The following is a 16084-nucleotide window of genomic DNA, read 5'->3' as shown; positions in this document are numbered from 1 at the left end:
GCATCTGCGGGCTCCGGAGCTTTCCGGCGGGCTGGATCAGCCCGCCTTGTCGCCCGCCCGGTGCGCGATCCACGCGCCGATGACGGCCGACACGTACGGAATGGACTGCGCGCCCAGGATGAACATCCACAGCGTGCCTTCCACGTAGTGCGTGCCGAAGCGCAGGCCCATGCCGACGATGCAGCACACCAGCGCGACGGCCATGAGCAGTTCCTCGCGCACCGGGGCGAACGCGGCGAAATTGCTGCCGCCCAGGCGCCGGCTCTTGGCCGTGACCACGAACGAGGTCTTCTCGCGCGTCAGGCCGTGCAGGATGCCGCGCGCGATGGCGTGCGACAGGCCCATGCTGGCCAGCGAGGCCATCAGCGTGTCGTACCAGCCGCAGGGGACGCGCGCGCGATACAGCACGATGCCGAAGATGGCCTTGGCGAAGAAGAAGCCGATCACCGGAATCAGGAACAGCTGCATCGGCAGGCTGAACACGGTGGGGAAGGCCACCATGCCGGCGGTCCAGAAGATCGCCATCATGGTGAAGATCAGGTGCAGCGCGTCCGCGAACCAGCTGAACCAGCCGGTGAGGAAGTGGAAGCGCTGGCCGGCGGACAGCGGGCCCTTCTGCGTCATCCAGTTCCAGCGGCCCTTGAGGATCTGCATGGCGCCGAAGGCCCAGCGGTAGCGCTGGCTCTTGTATGCCTTGAAGTCGGCGGGCGTCAGGCCCACGCCCATCAGCTCATCCACGTACACCAGCTCATAGCCGGCGTGCATCAGGCGCAGGCCGAGCTCGGCGTCTTCGCAGATGGTCCATTCAGACCAGCCGCCGGTGCCTTCCAGCGCCGAGCGGCGCACCATGGTCATGGTGCCGTGCTGGATGATCGCGTTGCGCTCGTTGCGGTGGTGCATGCCGATGCGGAAGAAGCCGTCGTACTCCCACGCGGTCATGCGGCGGAAGCGGTTGTGCTCGAAGTCGCGGTGCGCCTGCGGGCACTGCACCACGGCCACCTTCGGGTCGTGGAAGTAGCCCGTCAGCGAGGCCAGCCAGTCCTTGCGCACCACGTAGTCGGCGTCGATCACCGCCACCACGTCGGCGCGCGGGTCGGTTTCCTTCAGGCCGAAGTTGAGCGCGCCGGCCTTGAAGCCCGGCCAGGGTTCCAGATGGAAGAAGCGGAACTTCGGGCCCAGCTTCTCGCAGTATTCCTGCACCGGCTTCCAGATGGCCGGATCCTTGGTGTTGTTGTCGATCACCAGGACTTCGTAGTTCTCGTAGTCGAGCGCGGCCAGCGAGTCGAGCGTGATGATCACCATCTCCGGGGGCTCGTTGTAGCAGGCCAGGTGGATGGACACGAACGGCTGCTTCTCCACCGGGTCCGGCGTGAGCATGCCGGCATGGCGCACCCAGTTGCGGCGCCACAGCACTTCGGTGAACTCGAAGCCGTTGATCAGCAGGATGGCGAGAATGGCGATCTGTGCCGGGAACAGCAGCACCAGCATCGTCCAGTCGATCCAGCTCAGGTAGAAGTTGAACGGCAGCGTGGCCGACCACACGATCAGGCCGCAGGCCAGCTGGATCAGCGCGCAGAAGAAGAAGCGGCCCATCAGCTTGAAGCGGCTGTAGCGGCTGGCGAACCACACCATCGGCAGCAGGGCGAGCAGGCTGGCGGCCAGCGCCTTCCACGGCCAAGCGGTGTCCTCGGTCACCGGGCCGGTGAACGGGAACTTCGGCTGGCGATCGGCGTTGAACATGCCCCAGTACGCTTCGGTGCGGCCCGACAGCGCTTCCTTCCAGGGTTGGTCGAACGCTTCCATCACGTAGTAGTCGATGTTCTCGCGCTTGGCCACGTTGAACCACGTGCGCAGGAAGATCGCCTCGTTCGACACGGACGGGTCGGCGTACTTGAAGCGGTCACCGTTGGACGGCCAGCCGATCTCACCGATCACGATCGGTTTGTTCGGATACAGCCGGCGAAGTTCCTTGTAGCTGTTGAGCGCATCCTGGATGGCGGGGAAGCGGTCGCCGTCCTTGCCGGTGCCCACGGCGGCGATGCCGTTCCAGTAGGGGAACAGGTGCACCGTGATGAAGTCCACGTGGTCGACCAGTTCCGGGTATTTCGCCCAGATGTGCCACGGCTCGGCGATGGACACCGGCTGATGGATGGCCGCGCGCACGCGGTCGGCATAGGCCATCAGCTGCTCGGGCGGGATGTCGTTGCGGAACAGCACCTCGTTGCCCACGATCACGCGGTTGATCGAATTGGGGTAGCGCCGCGCCTGCGCGATCAGCGTCTCGATTTCCTTCTCGTTGTTGTCCAGGCGGCGGTCGATCCACGCACCGGCCATCACCTGCAGGCCTTCGTTCTCGGCCAGTCGGTAGACCTGCGGATTCTCCAGCGTGGAGTAGGTGCGGATGCGCGAGGTGTAGCGCTTGAGCAGCTTCAGGTCGCCGTCGATCTCGTCGTCGGAGGGGAAATCGTTCTTCAGCGGGTTCTGGTAGCGCTGGAACGCGGAAAGCGCGAAGCCGCCAATGGGTCCCTTCCAGTCCTCGGGGCCGTTCGGCAGATTGCTCCACCACCAGAGGCCGATGTTCATGGCCGCCACGATCAGGGCGAGCAGCACGGCGGCGAGCAGCGGGTGCCGGCTGTCGTGGCTGGAAGATGAAGACACACTCTTTGACGTGCTCAAAACGATCCCCGTGGCTGCCTCACACGAGGCCGAAAAGCCCGCTGAGCTTAACCACGGAGCGCTTTTCGCTCAATAAAGAGGCCGGCCGATGGTCAGCCCGAGGTCAGCCCTTCGGCGGTTTCGCGCCGGAAAGGCGAAGTTGTTCAAAAGCCGTGAGGATGGCGGGCGTCGGTATCGTGGCCCGCCCCGGAAACGGGCGGGCCGCGCGTGCCGACTGATGCTTATTTGAGCAGCGAGCGCAGCATCCAGGCGGTCTTCTCGTGCTCCTTCAGGCGGCCGGTCACCATGTCCACCGTGCCCTCGTCGCCGGCGCCGTCGGCCACCTTGATGGCCTGGCGGGCGGTATGGGCGGCGATTTCATGGCCTTCGACCAGTTGCCCGACCATGTCCTTCCAGTCGGGCACGCCGGCTTCCTCCTTGATCGAGGTGAGCTTGCCGAACTGGCTGTAGGAGCCCGGGGCGAACACGTCCAGCGTGCGGATGCGCTCGGCCACCTCGTCGGCGGCCAGCCAAAGCTCGTTGTACTGGGTCTCGAACATGGTGTGCAGGCTGTTGAAATGCGGCCCGGTGATGTTCCAGTGGAAGCTGTGGGTCTTGAGGTACAGCGAATAGGTGTCCGCCAGCAGCTTGGACAGGTGCTCGCCGATCTGCTCCCGGTCCTTCTTGGCGATGCCGATGGAAATGGCCATGACGTACTCCTTGGAATCGTGGGGAAACATGCGGTCAGGGTAGTGAGCGGGTTGCGTTCGGTGAAATGAATCCTTCCGATGCCGGCGATAGCCGGGAGCTATGGCCCGGCGCGATGCGGTCATTCCGGTCGATGTGCGGGCGCGAGTGAAGCCAGCGCTTGCAAAGCCCCACACCGGCTATCATGTGCGGTCCGATGACCCCGACTGCACCCCACGCCGCCTCCACCGACGCGCGTCTGCGTCCGTTGCGCCAGGCGCTCGACGATGTTTCCAGCCGCGACTATGGCCGTTTGCTTGGCCGGTGGCGCGAACTCACGCGCCGTTTCGACGAAAAGAAGCTGGCCGCGCTGAGCGCGGACATCGATGCCTCCGTGGCCCGGCGCAAGGCGCGCGCCGAGGCGAAGCCGGCGATACGCCTGGACGAGTCGCTGCCCATCACGGCGCGCGCCGACGAGATCGTCGAACTGATCCGCAAGCACCAGGTGGTGGTGATCGCCGGCGAAACCGGCTCGGGCAAGACCACCCAGTTGCCCAAGCTGTGCCTGGCTGCGGGCCGTGGCGAGGCCGGCATGATCGGCTGCACCCAGCCGCGCCGGCTGGCCGCGCGCTCCGTCGCGCGACGCGTGGCCGAGGAGCTGGCCACGCCGCTGGGCGATCAGGTCGGTTTCCAGGTGCGCTTCAACGACCAGGTGTCCGAGCGCACCCTGGTCAAGTTCATGACCGACGGCATCCTGCTCGCCGAAACGCAGGGCGATCCGTGGCTGAGCGCGTACGACACCATCATCATCGACGAGGCGCACGAGCGCAGCCTCAACATCGACTTCCTGCTCGGCTATCTCAAGCGGCTGGCGGCGAAGCGGCCGTCGCTGAAGATCATCGTCACCTCCGCCACCATCGATACCGCGCGCTTCGCCGAGCATTTCGGCAACGCGCCCATCGTGTCGGTGGAAGGGCGCACCTATCCCGTGGAAGTGCGTTGGCGTTCCGTGGACGAGGTGGCCGCGCGGCGCGGCCAGCGGGCCGGCGATCTGCAGCAGGGCGGTGCCGATCATGTGGCCGCGGTGCTGGATGAGATCACTCATGATGATCCGCGCGGCGACGTGCTGATCTTCCTTCCCGGCGAACGCGAGATCCGCGACGCGCATCTGGTGCTGTCGCGCCGCCAATACCGCGAAACCGAAGTGCTGCCGCTGTATGCGCGGCTTTCCGCCGGCGACCAGGATCGCGTGTTCAAGCCCGGACCCAAGCGGCGCATCGTGCTCGCCACCAATGTGGCGGAAACCTCGCTGACGGTGCCGCGCATCCGCTATGTGGTCGATTCCGGCCAGGCCCGCGTCAAGCGCTACAGCCAGCGCAGCCAGCTCGAGCGCCTGCATATCGAGCCCGTGTCCAAGGCGGCGGCGGACCAGCGCAAGGGCCGCTGCGGCCGCGTCGGCCCGGGCATTTGCTATCGCCTGTACGACGAGGCGGATTACGAAAGCCGCGCGGCCTACACCGATCCCGAACTGCTGCGCTCGTCGCTGGCCAACGTCATCCTGCGCATGCTGTCGTTGCAGCTGGGCGAGGTGGACGAGTTCCCGTTCCTCGATGCGCCCGACCCGCGCGTGGTGGCGGACGGCTATCGCCGCCTGGCGGAAATCTCCGCCATCGACGATGCACGCAAGCTCACGGCCATCGGCCGCACCGTCGCCCGGTTGCCCATCGATGTGCAGCTGGCGCGCATGCTGGTGGAGGCCAACGAGCGGCGCAGCCTGCGCGAGCTGCTCGCCATCGTGTCCTTCCTCAGCATCCAGGATCCGCGCGAGCGCCCGGCGGATGCGCGGCAGCAGGCCGATGCGGCGCATGCGGCGTTTGCCGATCCGAAATCCGACTTCGTTGGCGTGCTGAATCTCTGGCGCGAATACGGCAACGCGCACGAGGAACTGACGCAGTCGAAACTGCGAGACTGGTGCTCGCGCCATTTCCTCAGCTTCATGCGCATGCGCGAATGGCGCGAACTGCACCGGCAGTTGTTGCTGGTGGTGCAGGAGTTGGGGTGGAAGCTCGACGCCGGCACTTCTCCCTCTCCCCCTGTGGGAGAGGGTCGGGGAGAGGGGGCAGCCTCGCCGCAGTCTGCAAAGAAAAAGGCGGTTGCTGTCCCGAATAAACGAGATAGGCAACCTTCCCGCGAGCACCCGCCCCTCACCCCAGCCCTCTCCCCAGCGGGGAGAGGGAGTGAAGGTGACGAAGCGGCGCAGCAGTACGAGGCCCTCCACCGCAGCCTGCTCGCCGGCCTGCCGACGCAGGTCGGCCACAAAGACGAAAAGGGCGTCTACCGCAGCACGCGCGAACGCCGTTTTCAGGTGTTTCCGGGCTCGGCGTTGTCCAAGGTGCCGCCCAACTGGATCTTCGCCGCGCAGATTCTCGATGTCGGCGGACGCGTGTGGGGCATGATGTGCGCCCGCGTGGAGCCGCTGTGGATCGAACAGCAGGCGGCCCACCTGTTGCGTTCCTCCTGTCGCGATGCGCACTGGTCGCGCAAGCGCGGGCACGTGGTGGCGTACGAACAGGTGAGCCTGTTCGGCCTCACGCTGGTGGAGCGTCGACCGGTGACGTTCCAGAAGCAGGATCCGCCGCTCGCGCACGAGATCTTCCTGCGCGAGGCTCTCGCGCGCTGCGATATCGACGCGCGCACCGATTTCGTGCGCGCCAACCAGCGCGTGCTGGAAGACGCGCGCGGCATCGAGGCCAAGCAGCGCCGAGAAGGCCTGTTGCGCAGCGAGGATGAGCTGGTCGCCTTCTTCGAGGGCAAGCTGCCGCAGGACGTCGCGGACAGCCGCGCGCTCGACGCGTGGTATCGCAAGGCGCGCCCGGCGGAGCAGGCCGCGCTGCGCTGGTCGCTCGACGACGTGATGAGCGGTGGCGCCGGGCTTGATCCCAAGGCGTTCCCCGCTTCGTTGGAGATGCCATCGCAGAAGTACCGGCTTGAATACCGCTTCGTGCCTGGCGATGACGCAGACGGTGTCACGCTCCATCTGCCGCTCGCCATGTTGAACGCGCTGCCCGCGTCGCGCTGCGAGTGGCTGGTGCCGGGCCTGCTGGCGGAGAAGGTGGCTGAGCTGATCCGCGGCCTGCCCAAGGCGCTGCGCCGCAATTTCGTGCCCGCACCGGATTTCGCGCGTGCGTTCGTCGAAGCCGAAGCGCCGCGTGACGAGCCGTTGGCGAAGGCACTGGCCTTGTTCCTCAAGCGCACCACGGGCGTCGACATCTCGGCGGCCGAGTTCGATACCGTGGAGTTGCCGGCGCATTTCCGCATGCGCTATCGCTTGCACGACGAGAACGGCAAGACGCTGGCCACCGGCCGCGACCTGGCCGCGATGCGCGCGCAGTGGGAAGGGCAGGCGCGCGAAGCCTTCTCGCGCAAGACCGACATCGAGCTGACCCGCGAAGACGTCGCCAACTGGGATTTCGAAGCCATTCCCGCCCAGGTCCGCTCCGCTGGCGGGCTGCAGGCCTTCCCCGCGCTGGTCGACCTGGGCGACGCGGTGGCGTTGCGCGTGTTCGAGCGCAGCGACGAGGCGCGCGAGGCGCACGTGCAGGGCGTGATCCGCCTGCTGCGCAATGCGCTGGCCAGCGACATGAAGCAGGCGCGTCGGCGCGTGCCCGTGGGCAATCCCCTGGCGCTGAAGTACGCGCCGCTGGGTGGCGTGGACGGCCTGCGCGAGGACCTGGTGGAAGGCGGCTTCCAGGATCTGCTCGAACGCCACGCGCTAGACGTGCGTACCGCTGGTGCGTTCGAGGCCTTGCACACGCAGGCGGCGCGCGAGCTGTTCGGCGCGGCGGTGGAACGCCTGAAGCTGGCCGAGCCCATCATCGAGGCGCAGGCGGAGCTCAAGCCGTGGCTGCAACCGCCCCTGATGGGATTCGCGCGGGCCAGCTACGACGATCTGCGCGAGCAGCTGGATTCTCTGCTCACGCCGGGTTTTCTGCGCGAGTTGCCGACGTCACGGCTGGCGCACTATCCGCGCTACCTGAAGGCCATGCGCCTGCGCGCCGAGCGCCTGCGGCAGGACCCGGCCAAGGACCAGCAGCGCATGTTGCAGGTGCTGCCGTTCTGGCGCGACTACCTCAAGCATCGCGCGGCGGGAACCGCCGACCTTGACGAATTGCGCTGGTTGATCGAGGAATGGCGTGTGTCCCTGTTCGCGCAGGAACTGAAGACGCCGGAGCCGGTATCGGCCAAGCGCCTGACCCGCGCGCTGGAGAACCTCGCCTGATCTTCCGCGGGAGCGCAGCCGTGCGCTCCCGCGGTGACAACTCGCGCGTTACTTCACGCGCTTGACGGTGGCGTTGTCGCTGCAACCGTCCACGGCCATCATCCAGTTGCCCATCAGCGAGCGACGGATGGTCACCTTCGGATTGTCGGCGCTCAGGCAGGCGATCTTGGTGGAGTCGGCCTGCTGCCACACCTGGCCATTGTCGAGGGTGAACTGGCCGTTGCCGTTGAAGCCATTGAAGTGGCCCTGCACGTGGCCGCTCACCGGGCCGGCCTTCTCGCTGCTGGGATAGAACACCGGCTTGCCGCTCTCGTCGACCATCTTGGTGACCACCTTGCCGTGGCCGCTCAGCCAGGCGTCGAGGTTCTTCAGCTCGTCCGGCGACAGCTTGTCCAGGCCCGCCGCCTTGAATTCCTCGGGCGTCATGCGCTGCTGCAGCGGCACGTACTGATCGGCGGCGAAGGAAAGCGCGGGAACGGCAAGGGCGACACTCATCAGCAACGGCAACAGGCGGGCCAGACGCATGGGGCAATCCTCTTGGGGATCAACGGGAATGGAACATCGCGGGCGCAGCATACACGGCATGAACCGCGGGTTCATACGCGTGCCACGCGAATAGCGTTAACAGGCCCTAGAATAGGCGTATGGTTCAAGCCGCCCTCAACGCAAGCTCGGGTCTGGCCGAGTGGCGCGAACGCGCCGGCAGCGTGCCGCCCGTGCTGGGCGAGGCGCTGGATACCTGCGCGCTGCTGCCGATCAGCCAGGTTGAGTGTGTCGACGTGCTGGAGCTGTTGGCCATGCTCGGTTGCGACAGCCAGACGCAGGCGGCCGCGCTGTGGTTCGAGGTGTCGCGCATCGATCCCGCGCTGTGGGCGCTGCGCGAGCCGCAGCTTCCCGCGGAATTGCAGCGGCTCGTCGGCGGCCAGGTGGCGGCCGAGCGCGTGTGGGCGCTGCATGCGCAACACGGCGCCGACCACGGCGCGGAGGGCCTGCGCCGCCTGCTGCTGGCGATCATCCGCGACCTGCGTGTGGTGTTCATCCTGCTCGCACGGCAGTTGGCACGCATGCGCGCGGCCAGCAGCCTGCCTGATGCCGAGCGCCAGCCGCTCGCGCGGCTCACGCGCGACATCCACGCGCCGCTGGCCAATCGCCTGGGCATCTGGCAGCTGAAGTGGGAGCTGGAAGACCTGAGCTTCCGCTACCTGCAACCGGATACCTACAAGCGCATCGCGCGCCTGCTCGACGAGCGCCGCGTGGACCGCGAGGAGTTCATCCGCGAATCGCTGGCGACCTTGCATGGCGCGCTGGAGGCCGCAGGCATTCGCGCAGAACTGGCCGGGCGGCCCAAGCACATCTATTCGATCTGGAAGAAGATGCAGCGCAAGGCGCTGGAGTTCTCCGATCTCTACGACATCCGCGCCGTGCGCGTGCTGGTCGACTCCATCGGCGACTGCTACGGCGCGCTGGGCGTGGTGCATACCTTGTGGCCGCACCTGCCGGGCGAGTTCGACGACTACATCGCGCGGCCCAAGGGCAACGACTACCGCTCGCTGCACACGGCGGTGATCGGCCCGCGCGGCAAGACGCTGGAAGTGCAGATCCGCACGCACCAGATGCACCGCATCAACGAACTGGGCGTCGCCGCGCACTGGCGCTACAAGGAAGGCGGCGCAGGCGACAGCGAGTTCGAGGCGAAGATCGCCTGGATGCGCCGCCTGCTGGAGCCGCGCCCCGACAGCGACGGCGACCTCGCCGCCGAGCTGCAGACCGAGCTGCTGGAAGACCGCGTCTACGTGCTCACCCCCAAGGGCGAGGTGGTGGACCTGCCGCGCGGCGCGACGGTGCTGGATTTCGCCTATCACGTGCATACCGAAGTGGGGCATCGCTGCCGCGGGGCGAAGGTCAACGGGCGCATCGTGCCGCTGACTTTCCAGCCGACCAGCGGCGACCGCGTGGAAGTGCTCACCGCGAAAGTGGCGGAACCCAGCCGCGACTGGCTCTCGTCGCACCACGGCTACCTGCACACCTCGCGCGCGAAGGAGAAGGTGCGCACGTGGTTCCGCCGCATCGCGCACGACGCGAATCTCGCGGCGGGCCGCGCGATCTTCGAAAAGGAGATTAAGCGGCTCGCCCTGCCGGCCGCCGACATCGGCAAGCTGCCTGCGCATTTCCATCTGAAGACGCACGACGAACTGCTGGTCGCGCTCGCGCTGGGCGAAGTCGCGCCGGGGCAGATTGCCCGTGTGCTGCAGGAGGCCGCGGCGCCGGCGCCCGCCGCGCCACCGCCGCCCACCGGCGCCGCGCAGCCACGCCAGGCGGTGCGGGACCAGAGCGCGCTCAGCATCGAAGGCATCGGCAACCTGCTCACCACGCTGGCGCGCTGCTGCCAGCCCTTGCCGGGCGACCCGGTGCGCGGCTTCGTCACGCGCGGACGCGGCGTGTCCGTGCATCGCGCCGATTGCGCGAGCCTCGCGCGGCTGGCGCGGCGCGATCCGGACCGCGTGATCGAGGTGGAGTGGGGCAAGGCCGCGGCGCAGGCCTATGAAGTGGACATCGAGCTGCGCGGCTACGACCGCAAGGGCTTGCAGAAGGACGTCACCAGCCTGATCAGCAACATGGGCACGCACATCATCGCCTCGTCCAGCCGCGTGTTCGCGCAGACCGGCGAGGTGGAAATGCGCTTCACCTTGCGCGTACGCGACTTCGAGCAGCTGTCCGGGCTGCTCAGCCGGCTGGTGGCATTGCCCAACGTGGTCGACGCGCGCCGCGTCAGCGGTGCCTGAACACCGTGCGTCATCGCCCGGGTGGCGAGCCGGCGCGATGTTAAGCTGGCGATGTTAGTTCTCACCTTCGTGAACCCATGAACGGACGCAACGATCACAACGACCGCGGGTCGGCCGGCCGCACCGAGCCTACCCTCGGGAACCTCGACAACCTGGATGGCAAGGAGCCCACGTCCAGGCAGGACGACGGTTTGCCCAAGTTCTCGATCGATCCGGACATGGTCCGGCCGACCCCGCCGCCGCCGAAGCAGCGCCGGTTCAGGCGCCGCGGATGGCTGGTGCCGGTGGCCCTGCTGGTGGCCATCGGCGTGGGCACGTCGCTGTGGGTCGGGCAGGACAAGCTGCGCGGCCTGGTGCCCAACACCGAGCTGGACGGCATCCTGGGCCGCGCTGAAACCGCCTTGCAGCAGGGGCATCTGGACGGCACCGACGGCACCAGCGCGCGCGAACTGTTCGAAGCCGCGCGCGCCTTGCAGCCGGACAACGACCGAGCCCGCGACGGCCTGCGCAACGTGGGGCAGGCCGAGATCGCCCGCGCCGATGCCGCCTTGCAGGCGCACAAGCTCGACGAGGCCGACCAGGCACTGACTTCCGCCCGCGAACTGCTGGGTGGCGGCAGCGACGTGGACCGTCTCACCCAGGCGGTGGCCGCCGCGCGCAACGGTTCGGTGCAGACCGATCACCTGATCGAGCAGGCGCAGCAGGCCTTCGACGCCGGCAAGCTCGATGGCGACGGTGGCGCGGGCGACCTGTATCGCCGTGTGCTGTCGGCCGATCCGAACAACGCTGTTGCCAAGCATGGCCTGGACAAGGTGGGCGATGCGCTTGCCGCGCAGGTGCACAAGGCGCTGGACGCGGGCGACCGCGCCACGGCCTCGTCGCTGGTCGATCGCCTCGCCGTGCTGCTGCCGAACTACGGCGAGCTGCCCGCGCTGCGCGCCGCGCTGGTGCAGGTGAGCCAGCAGGACAATGGCGCGCTCGCCGATGCGGTCAAGCAGGGTCAGGATGCGCTGCGCGAGGGCCGCGTGGTCGGCCCCGGCGATGACACGGCGCAGGCGCATTTCAAGGCGGCGCTGGCGATCGATCCGGACAACGGCGATGCCAAGGCCGGCATGGGGCAGGTGGCGCAGGCATTGATCGTGCAGGCCAATGCGGCGCTCGATCATGGCGACAGCGCGCATGCCCGCGAATTGCTCGATCAGGCGGCCGGCATCGCGCCGCACTCGGCCGATCTGGCCGCGGCGCGCGCGCGCCTGGGCGAGGGACGTAAATCCAATGCCGCGCAGGTGGCCAACGACGTCGCGAGCGACGCGGCCGCCGACAATGGCGGCGACGACCTGCAGCATCCTCCGCTCACGCCGCAGCAGGGCGCCGAGCTGGCACGCATCATCCAGCGCGCCGATACCGCCGCCCGCCAGGGCAACCTGATGCTGCCGCCGGGCGACAGCGCCTACGATCTCTACCGCCAGGCGCTGGCGATGGACGGCAACAACCCGGTGGCGCGCCAGGGCCTGGAATCGCTGCCCGGCCTCGCCATCACCCAGTTCAACCAGGCGCTTTCCAGCGGCAACCTGTCGGCGGCGGGCAATCGCCTGGCGGACCTTGCCGACCTGTCGCCCGGCAACACGAACCAGGGCGTGCTGCGCGAACGCCTGGCCGGTGCGTGGATGGATCAGGCCGAGCAGCAGTTGCAGAACGGTGACCGCGCGAACGCCGCGCAGGCGCTGGACAGCGCGCGCAAGCTGGCGCCGGGCAACCCGCGGTTGGCGGCCTTGATGGCGCGACTGCAGTCAGGCGGCTGAGGGCGCGCGCATGACGGTCGTGGTGTTCGGGGCCAGCAGTCAGATTGGCCATTTCCTGCTGCCCCGCCTGCGCGCGCGCGGCGAGTCCGTGCTGGCGCTGAGCCGCAAGGTGCGCGAGCCGCAGCAAGGCGTGCAGTGGTTGCAGGGCGCCTTTCCCGGGGCCGTTCCTAATGTGGGGCAGCCGACGGCGGTGATCAGCTTCGGTCCGCTCAAGCCCTTTGGCGAGTGGCTGGCCTCGGCGGGCTTGCCGCCGTCGACGCGCATCATCGCCACCAGCTCAATGAGCGCCGAATCCAAGCAGGCGTCAGACGTGCCGGCCGAACGCGTGCTGTCGCAGACGTTGCGCGAAGGCGAGGCAAGCATCGCGGCGGCCTGTGAGCGGCAAGGCATGGCATGGACCATCTTCCGGCCGACCATCATCTACGGCGCCGGCATCGACAAGAGCCTGACGCCCATCGCGCAGCGCGCGAGCCGCCTGCACGTATTCCCGCTGCCGGCGGGTCGCGGCCTGCGCCAGCCCGTGCACGCGGACGACATCGCCGCCGCCGTGGTGGCGGCGTTGGATTGTCCCGCATCGGCCGGGCGCATCCTGCCCTTGGGCGGAGGCGAGCGACTCACGGCGGGTGAGATGTTTTCGCGCGTGCGCCGCAGCCTGGCGACGCCCACGGTGCCCGTGCCGATCCCCGCTACGTTGCTGCGACTGGGGCGGAGCCTGGTGCCGCGCCTGCGCGGTCCGCTGACCCGGCTGGAAGCCGACCTGATCGCCGACAACAGCGAGCTGCAACGCCTGCTGGGCGTCACGCAGCGCCCGTTCAGGCCCGACGCCAATTGCTGGACGCCGCAGCCGCCGTTGTAGGCCGCGGCGCGACGACCCCAAGCGCGCCTCTTTCACGCCCGATGCACGCCACAAACCCCGGCCGGCGTTCAGATGCCCGCCGGGAAGCAAGCCCTATGATCCCGAGGGCTTCCCATTCAGGATCCTCCCTACTTGGACTTCATGACCCGCCTCCGCTCGATCTTCAGTGCCGTCTGGCCCTGGGTCCGCATTCCGTTCTGGGTCTGCATGGGAGTGCTGTTCGGCTTCGTGCTGCCGTACACGCTGGTGCTCAACAAGCGTGTGCAGGACCGCTTCAACGATCTGGTGTTCGCCGTGCCCACGCGCGTCTACGCGCGGCCGCTGCCGCTGGCGGCCGGCACGCCGATGACGCCCGCCGCGCTGGAACTGGAACTGACCTTCGCTGGCTACAGCAACGATGGCCGCGCCGAAGTCGCCGGCACCTGGGCCAAGCAGGGCAGCACCTACACCGTTTCCTCGCGCGGCTATGCCGGCCCCGACGGCGGTGAACTACCCAAGCGCATCCGCATCGTGCTGGGCAAGGGGCAGGTCGCCAGCGTGAAGGACCTGGCCAACGACAAGCCAGTCGCGCTGGCGCACCTGGATCCCGCGCGCATCGCCACCGTGTACGGCTCGCAGCAGGAAGAGCGCCGCATCGTGCGCCTCACCGACGTGCCGCCGCTGTTGCTGTCCGGCCTGCAGGCGGTGGAAGACCGCGACTTCAAGCATCACTTCGGCATCGACCTGTCGGCCATCCTCCGAGCCTCGTTCGCCAACCTGCGCGCGGGCCATACGGTGCAGGGCGGCTCCACGCTCACCCAGCAGCTGGTGCGCAACCTGTTCCTGGATCGCGAGCAGCATTACTCGCGCAAGTTCAACGAAGCGCTGATGTCGATCCTGATCGAGGCGCACTACGACAAGAGCCGCATCCTGGAGGCCTACGTCAACGAAGTGTTCCTCGGCCAGCAGGGCAGCCAGGCGGTGCACGGTTTTGCCGCGGCGGCGGAGTTCTACTTCGGCCGCCGCATGGAAGACCTCAAGCCGCAGGAAATGGCGCTGCTGATCGGCATGGTGAAGGGGCCGAGCTACTACGACCCGCGCCGCTATCCGGACCGCGCACTGTCGCGCCGCAACCTGGTCATCGACCAGTTCGCGGAAACCGGCCTGGTCACGCCGGAGCAGGCAACGGCGCTCAAGACCACGCCGCTGGGCATCGTCAGCAACGGCCAGCTGCCGCACAACCGCTTCCCCGCTTTCATGGAGCTGGTGCGTGCGCAGATCACCAGCGATTTCGACGACGAAACCCTGTCCAAGGGCAACCTGAGCATCTTCACCACGCTGGACCCCGCCGCGCAGATCTACGCCGAGCAGGCGATCACCACGACCACCAATGGCCTGGGCAAGCGCGGTGAGGCGGCGCAGGCCGCCGCGGTGGTGACCGAAGCGCAGACCGGTTCGGTGCTCGCCATCGTCGGCAGCAAGGTGCCGGGCGACCAGGGCTTCAACCGCGCGCTCGATGCGCGCCGCCAGATTGGTTCGCTGGTGAAGCCGCTGGTGTATCTGGTGGCGCTGACCAACCCCGGGCGCTGGAACCTCGGCAGTCCTGTGGAGGATTCGCCGATCAGCCTGCGCCAGGCCGACGGCAGCTTCTGGACGCCCAAGAACGACGAGGGCGACGTGCACGGTGCTGTGCCGATGGTCGACGCGCTGGTGCATTCGTGGAACCTGGCGACGATCAACCTCGGCATGAGCGTTGGCGTGTCGCGCATCAAGGCCTTCCTCGAATCGTTCGGGCTGACCGGCGTGAACTCCAGCCCCTCGCTGCTGATCGGCGCGGTGGACATGTCGCCGCTGCAGGCCACGCAGCTCTACCAGTACATCGCCGCCGACGGCCACGCGCTGCCGCTGCTGGCCGTGCGCGGCGTGGTGGACGCCAATGGGCAGACCATCAAGCGCTATGAGGTGAAGACCGGCACCGGCGAATACCAGTCCGCGGTGCGGCTGGTGACGTGGGCGATGCAGCAGGTGGCACGCTCGGGCACGGCGGCATCCATCGGCAACTCCGGCCTCGCGTATCTCAATGCGGCGGGCAAGACCGGCACCAGCAACGACATGCGCGACAGCTGGTTCGCGGGCTTCACCGGCGACCACCTGGCGGTGTTCTGGATGGGCCGCGACGACAACAAGCCCAGCGGCCTGTACGGCGCCACGGGCAGCCTGCGCGCGTGGCAGGAGCTGTTCAAGAAGCTGCCGACGCGTCCGCTCTCGGCGGCCCCGGGCGAGGGCCTGGAAATGGCCTGGATCAACACCTCCGACGGCAAGCGTTCGGAAGAGGGTTGCGAGGGAGCGCGGCAAGTGCCGGTCGTGGCCGGTACACTGTCTCAGGACGCCGAGGGCTGCTTCTGGCAGCACGTCGGCAATTTCTTCAGTGGCGGTGGCGCCGCTCCCGCGCCTGCGTCCTCCGCCCCCATCCGGGATTGATCATGCTTCGTCGTCGCCTTCGCCTGTCCGCCGCTCCCGCATCGCTCGCCGTGCTCCTGCTCGCGGCGTGCAGCCAGCCCACCGTACCGTCGCAGGCCACGCGTCCTACCGTGTCCGACGACCAGATGCTGGCGGCCATCCATGCGGCCGGCGACAAGGAGAAGTCGGTGATCGACGTGAACCCGCTGCGCGATCCTGGCGTGGCCGCATTGCAGGACGCCGCCGAAGGCGACCTGCGCGTGGGCAAGTACAACGACGCCGCCACCAAGCTGGACCAGGCGCTGAAGATCAGTCCCGACTCGCCGGACCTGTTGCAGGACCGTGCCGAGCTGGCCATCCGCCTGAAGGATTACGCCGGCGCCGAGAAATTCGCGCATCGCTCGTGGGAGCTCGGCCCCAAGCTGGGGCCTTTGTGCGCGCGCAACTGGCAGACCATCGCCGAGCTGCGCCAGCATGCCGGCGATGAAGCCGGCGCGGCCACGGCCGCCAAGGGCGTGGCGGAGTGCCACAAGGAAGGCATGCAGCGTTACTGAGCGCTGCATCGCGCAGGCGCGCATGAGCG

General features: G+C 68.0%; 9 protein-coding genes. 6 read left to right on the top strand and 3 right to left on the bottom strand.

What is annotated here, in order from left to right:
- Positions 1-36 precede the first annotated feature (36 nt).
- Positions 37-2658: a glycosyltransferase gene (locus BDW41_RS18320; RefSeq protein ID WP_074550554.1), complete on the bottom strand. Its 2622-nt coding sequence runs from the start codon at positions 2656-2658 to the stop codon at positions 37-39.
- A gap of 239 nt (positions 2659-2897) precedes the next feature.
- Positions 2898-3365 (bottom strand): Dps family protein, encoded by a 468-nt coding sequence (locus tag BDW41_RS18315; protein ID WP_074550556.1) that lies wholly within the window; start codon positions 3363-3365, stop codon positions 2898-2900.
- 194 nt (positions 3366-3559) lie between these two features.
- Between BDW41_RS18315 and hrpA the strand changes: the two genes are divergently transcribed.
- Positions 3560-7621: an ATP-dependent RNA helicase HrpA gene (gene hrpA, locus BDW41_RS18310; protein ID WP_110301660.1), complete on the top strand. Its 4062-nt coding sequence runs from the start codon at positions 3560-3562 to the stop codon at positions 7619-7621.
- A 48-nt stretch (positions 7622-7669) separates the two neighbouring features.
- Here the strand turns inward: hrpA and BDW41_RS18305 are convergent, their stop codons facing one another.
- On the bottom strand, positions 7670-8146 hold the full coding sequence (locus tag BDW41_RS18305) for a hypothetical protein (protein ID WP_074550560.1): 477 nt from the start codon (positions 8144-8146) through the stop codon (positions 7670-7672).
- Positions 8147-8265: 119 nt separating this feature from the next.
- Here BDW41_RS18305 and BDW41_RS18300 point away from each other — a divergent pair, with 119 nt between their 5' ends.
- The 5 genes from BDW41_RS18300 to BDW41_RS18280 all read left to right on the top strand — a co-directional run bounded on the left by BDW41_RS18300 (position 8266) and on the right by BDW41_RS18280 (position 16055).
- Positions 8266-10404, top strand: a complete 2139-nt coding sequence (locus tag BDW41_RS18300) for a bifunctional (p)ppGpp synthetase/guanosine-3',5'-bis(diphosphate) 3'-pyrophosphohydrolase (protein WP_074550562.1) — start codon at positions 8266-8268, stop codon at positions 10402-10404.
- A gap of 77 nt (positions 10405-10481) precedes the next feature.
- Positions 10482-12206, top strand: coding sequence for a hypothetical protein (locus BDW41_RS18295; RefSeq protein ID WP_074550565.1), 1725 nt, complete (start codon positions 10482-10484; stop codon positions 12204-12206).
- A 10-nt stretch (positions 12207-12216) separates the two neighbouring features.
- Positions 12217-13062 (top strand): NAD-dependent epimerase/dehydratase family protein, encoded by an 846-nt coding sequence (locus BDW41_RS18290; RefSeq protein ID WP_074550568.1) that lies wholly within the window; start codon positions 12217-12219, stop codon positions 13060-13062.
- A gap of 141 nt (positions 13063-13203) precedes the next feature.
- Positions 13204-15522 (top strand): penicillin-binding protein 1B, encoded by a 2319-nt coding sequence (gene mrcB / locus BDW41_RS18285; protein ID WP_110301659.1) that lies wholly within the window; start codon positions 13204-13206, stop codon positions 15520-15522.
- Complete coding sequence (locus BDW41_RS18280; RefSeq protein WP_110301654.1) at positions 15519-16055, top strand: tetratricopeptide repeat protein; 537 nt, start codon at positions 15519-15521, stop codon at positions 16053-16055. Before mrcB ends, BDW41_RS18280 begins: the two co-directional genes overlap by 4 nt.
- Positions 16056-16084: the final 29 nt, after the last annotated feature.

The organism is Dyella sp. AtDHG13 (assembly GCF_003201105.1).
GTDB lineage: Bacteria > Pseudomonadota > Gammaproteobacteria > Xanthomonadales > Rhodanobacteraceae > Dyella > Dyella jiangningensis_B.
The sequence above is the reverse complement of the archived record's forward strand: the minus strand, read 5'-3'. Positions and strand labels throughout refer to the sequence as shown.

Bases quoted from the DNA above. Each gene is read 5' to 3' on its own strand.
- BDW41_RS18315 (WP_074550556.1), bottom strand. From the start codon at position 3,365: ATGGCCATTTCCATCGGCATCGCCAAGAAGGACCGGGAGCAGATCGGC.
- hrpA (WP_110301660.1), top strand. From the start codon at position 3,560: ATGACCCCGACTGCACCCCACGCCGCCTCCACCGACGCGCGTCTGCGT.
- BDW41_RS18305 (WP_074550560.1), bottom strand. From the start codon at position 8,146: ATGCGTCTGGCCCGCCTGTTGCCGTTGCTGATGAGTGTCGCCCTTGCC.
- BDW41_RS18300 (WP_074550562.1), top strand. From the start codon at position 8,266: ATGGTTCAAGCCGCCCTCAACGCAAGCTCGGGTCTGGCCGAGTGGCGC.
- BDW41_RS18295 (WP_074550565.1), top strand. From the start codon at position 10,482: ATGAACGGACGCAACGATCACAACGACCGCGGGTCGGCCGGCCGCACC.
- BDW41_RS18290 (WP_074550568.1), top strand. From the start codon at position 12,217: ATGACGGTCGTGGTGTTCGGGGCCAGCAGTCAGATTGGCCATTTCCTG.
- mrcB (WP_110301659.1), top strand. From the start codon at position 13,204: ATGACCCGCCTCCGCTCGATCTTCAGTGCCGTCTGGCCCTGGGTCCGC.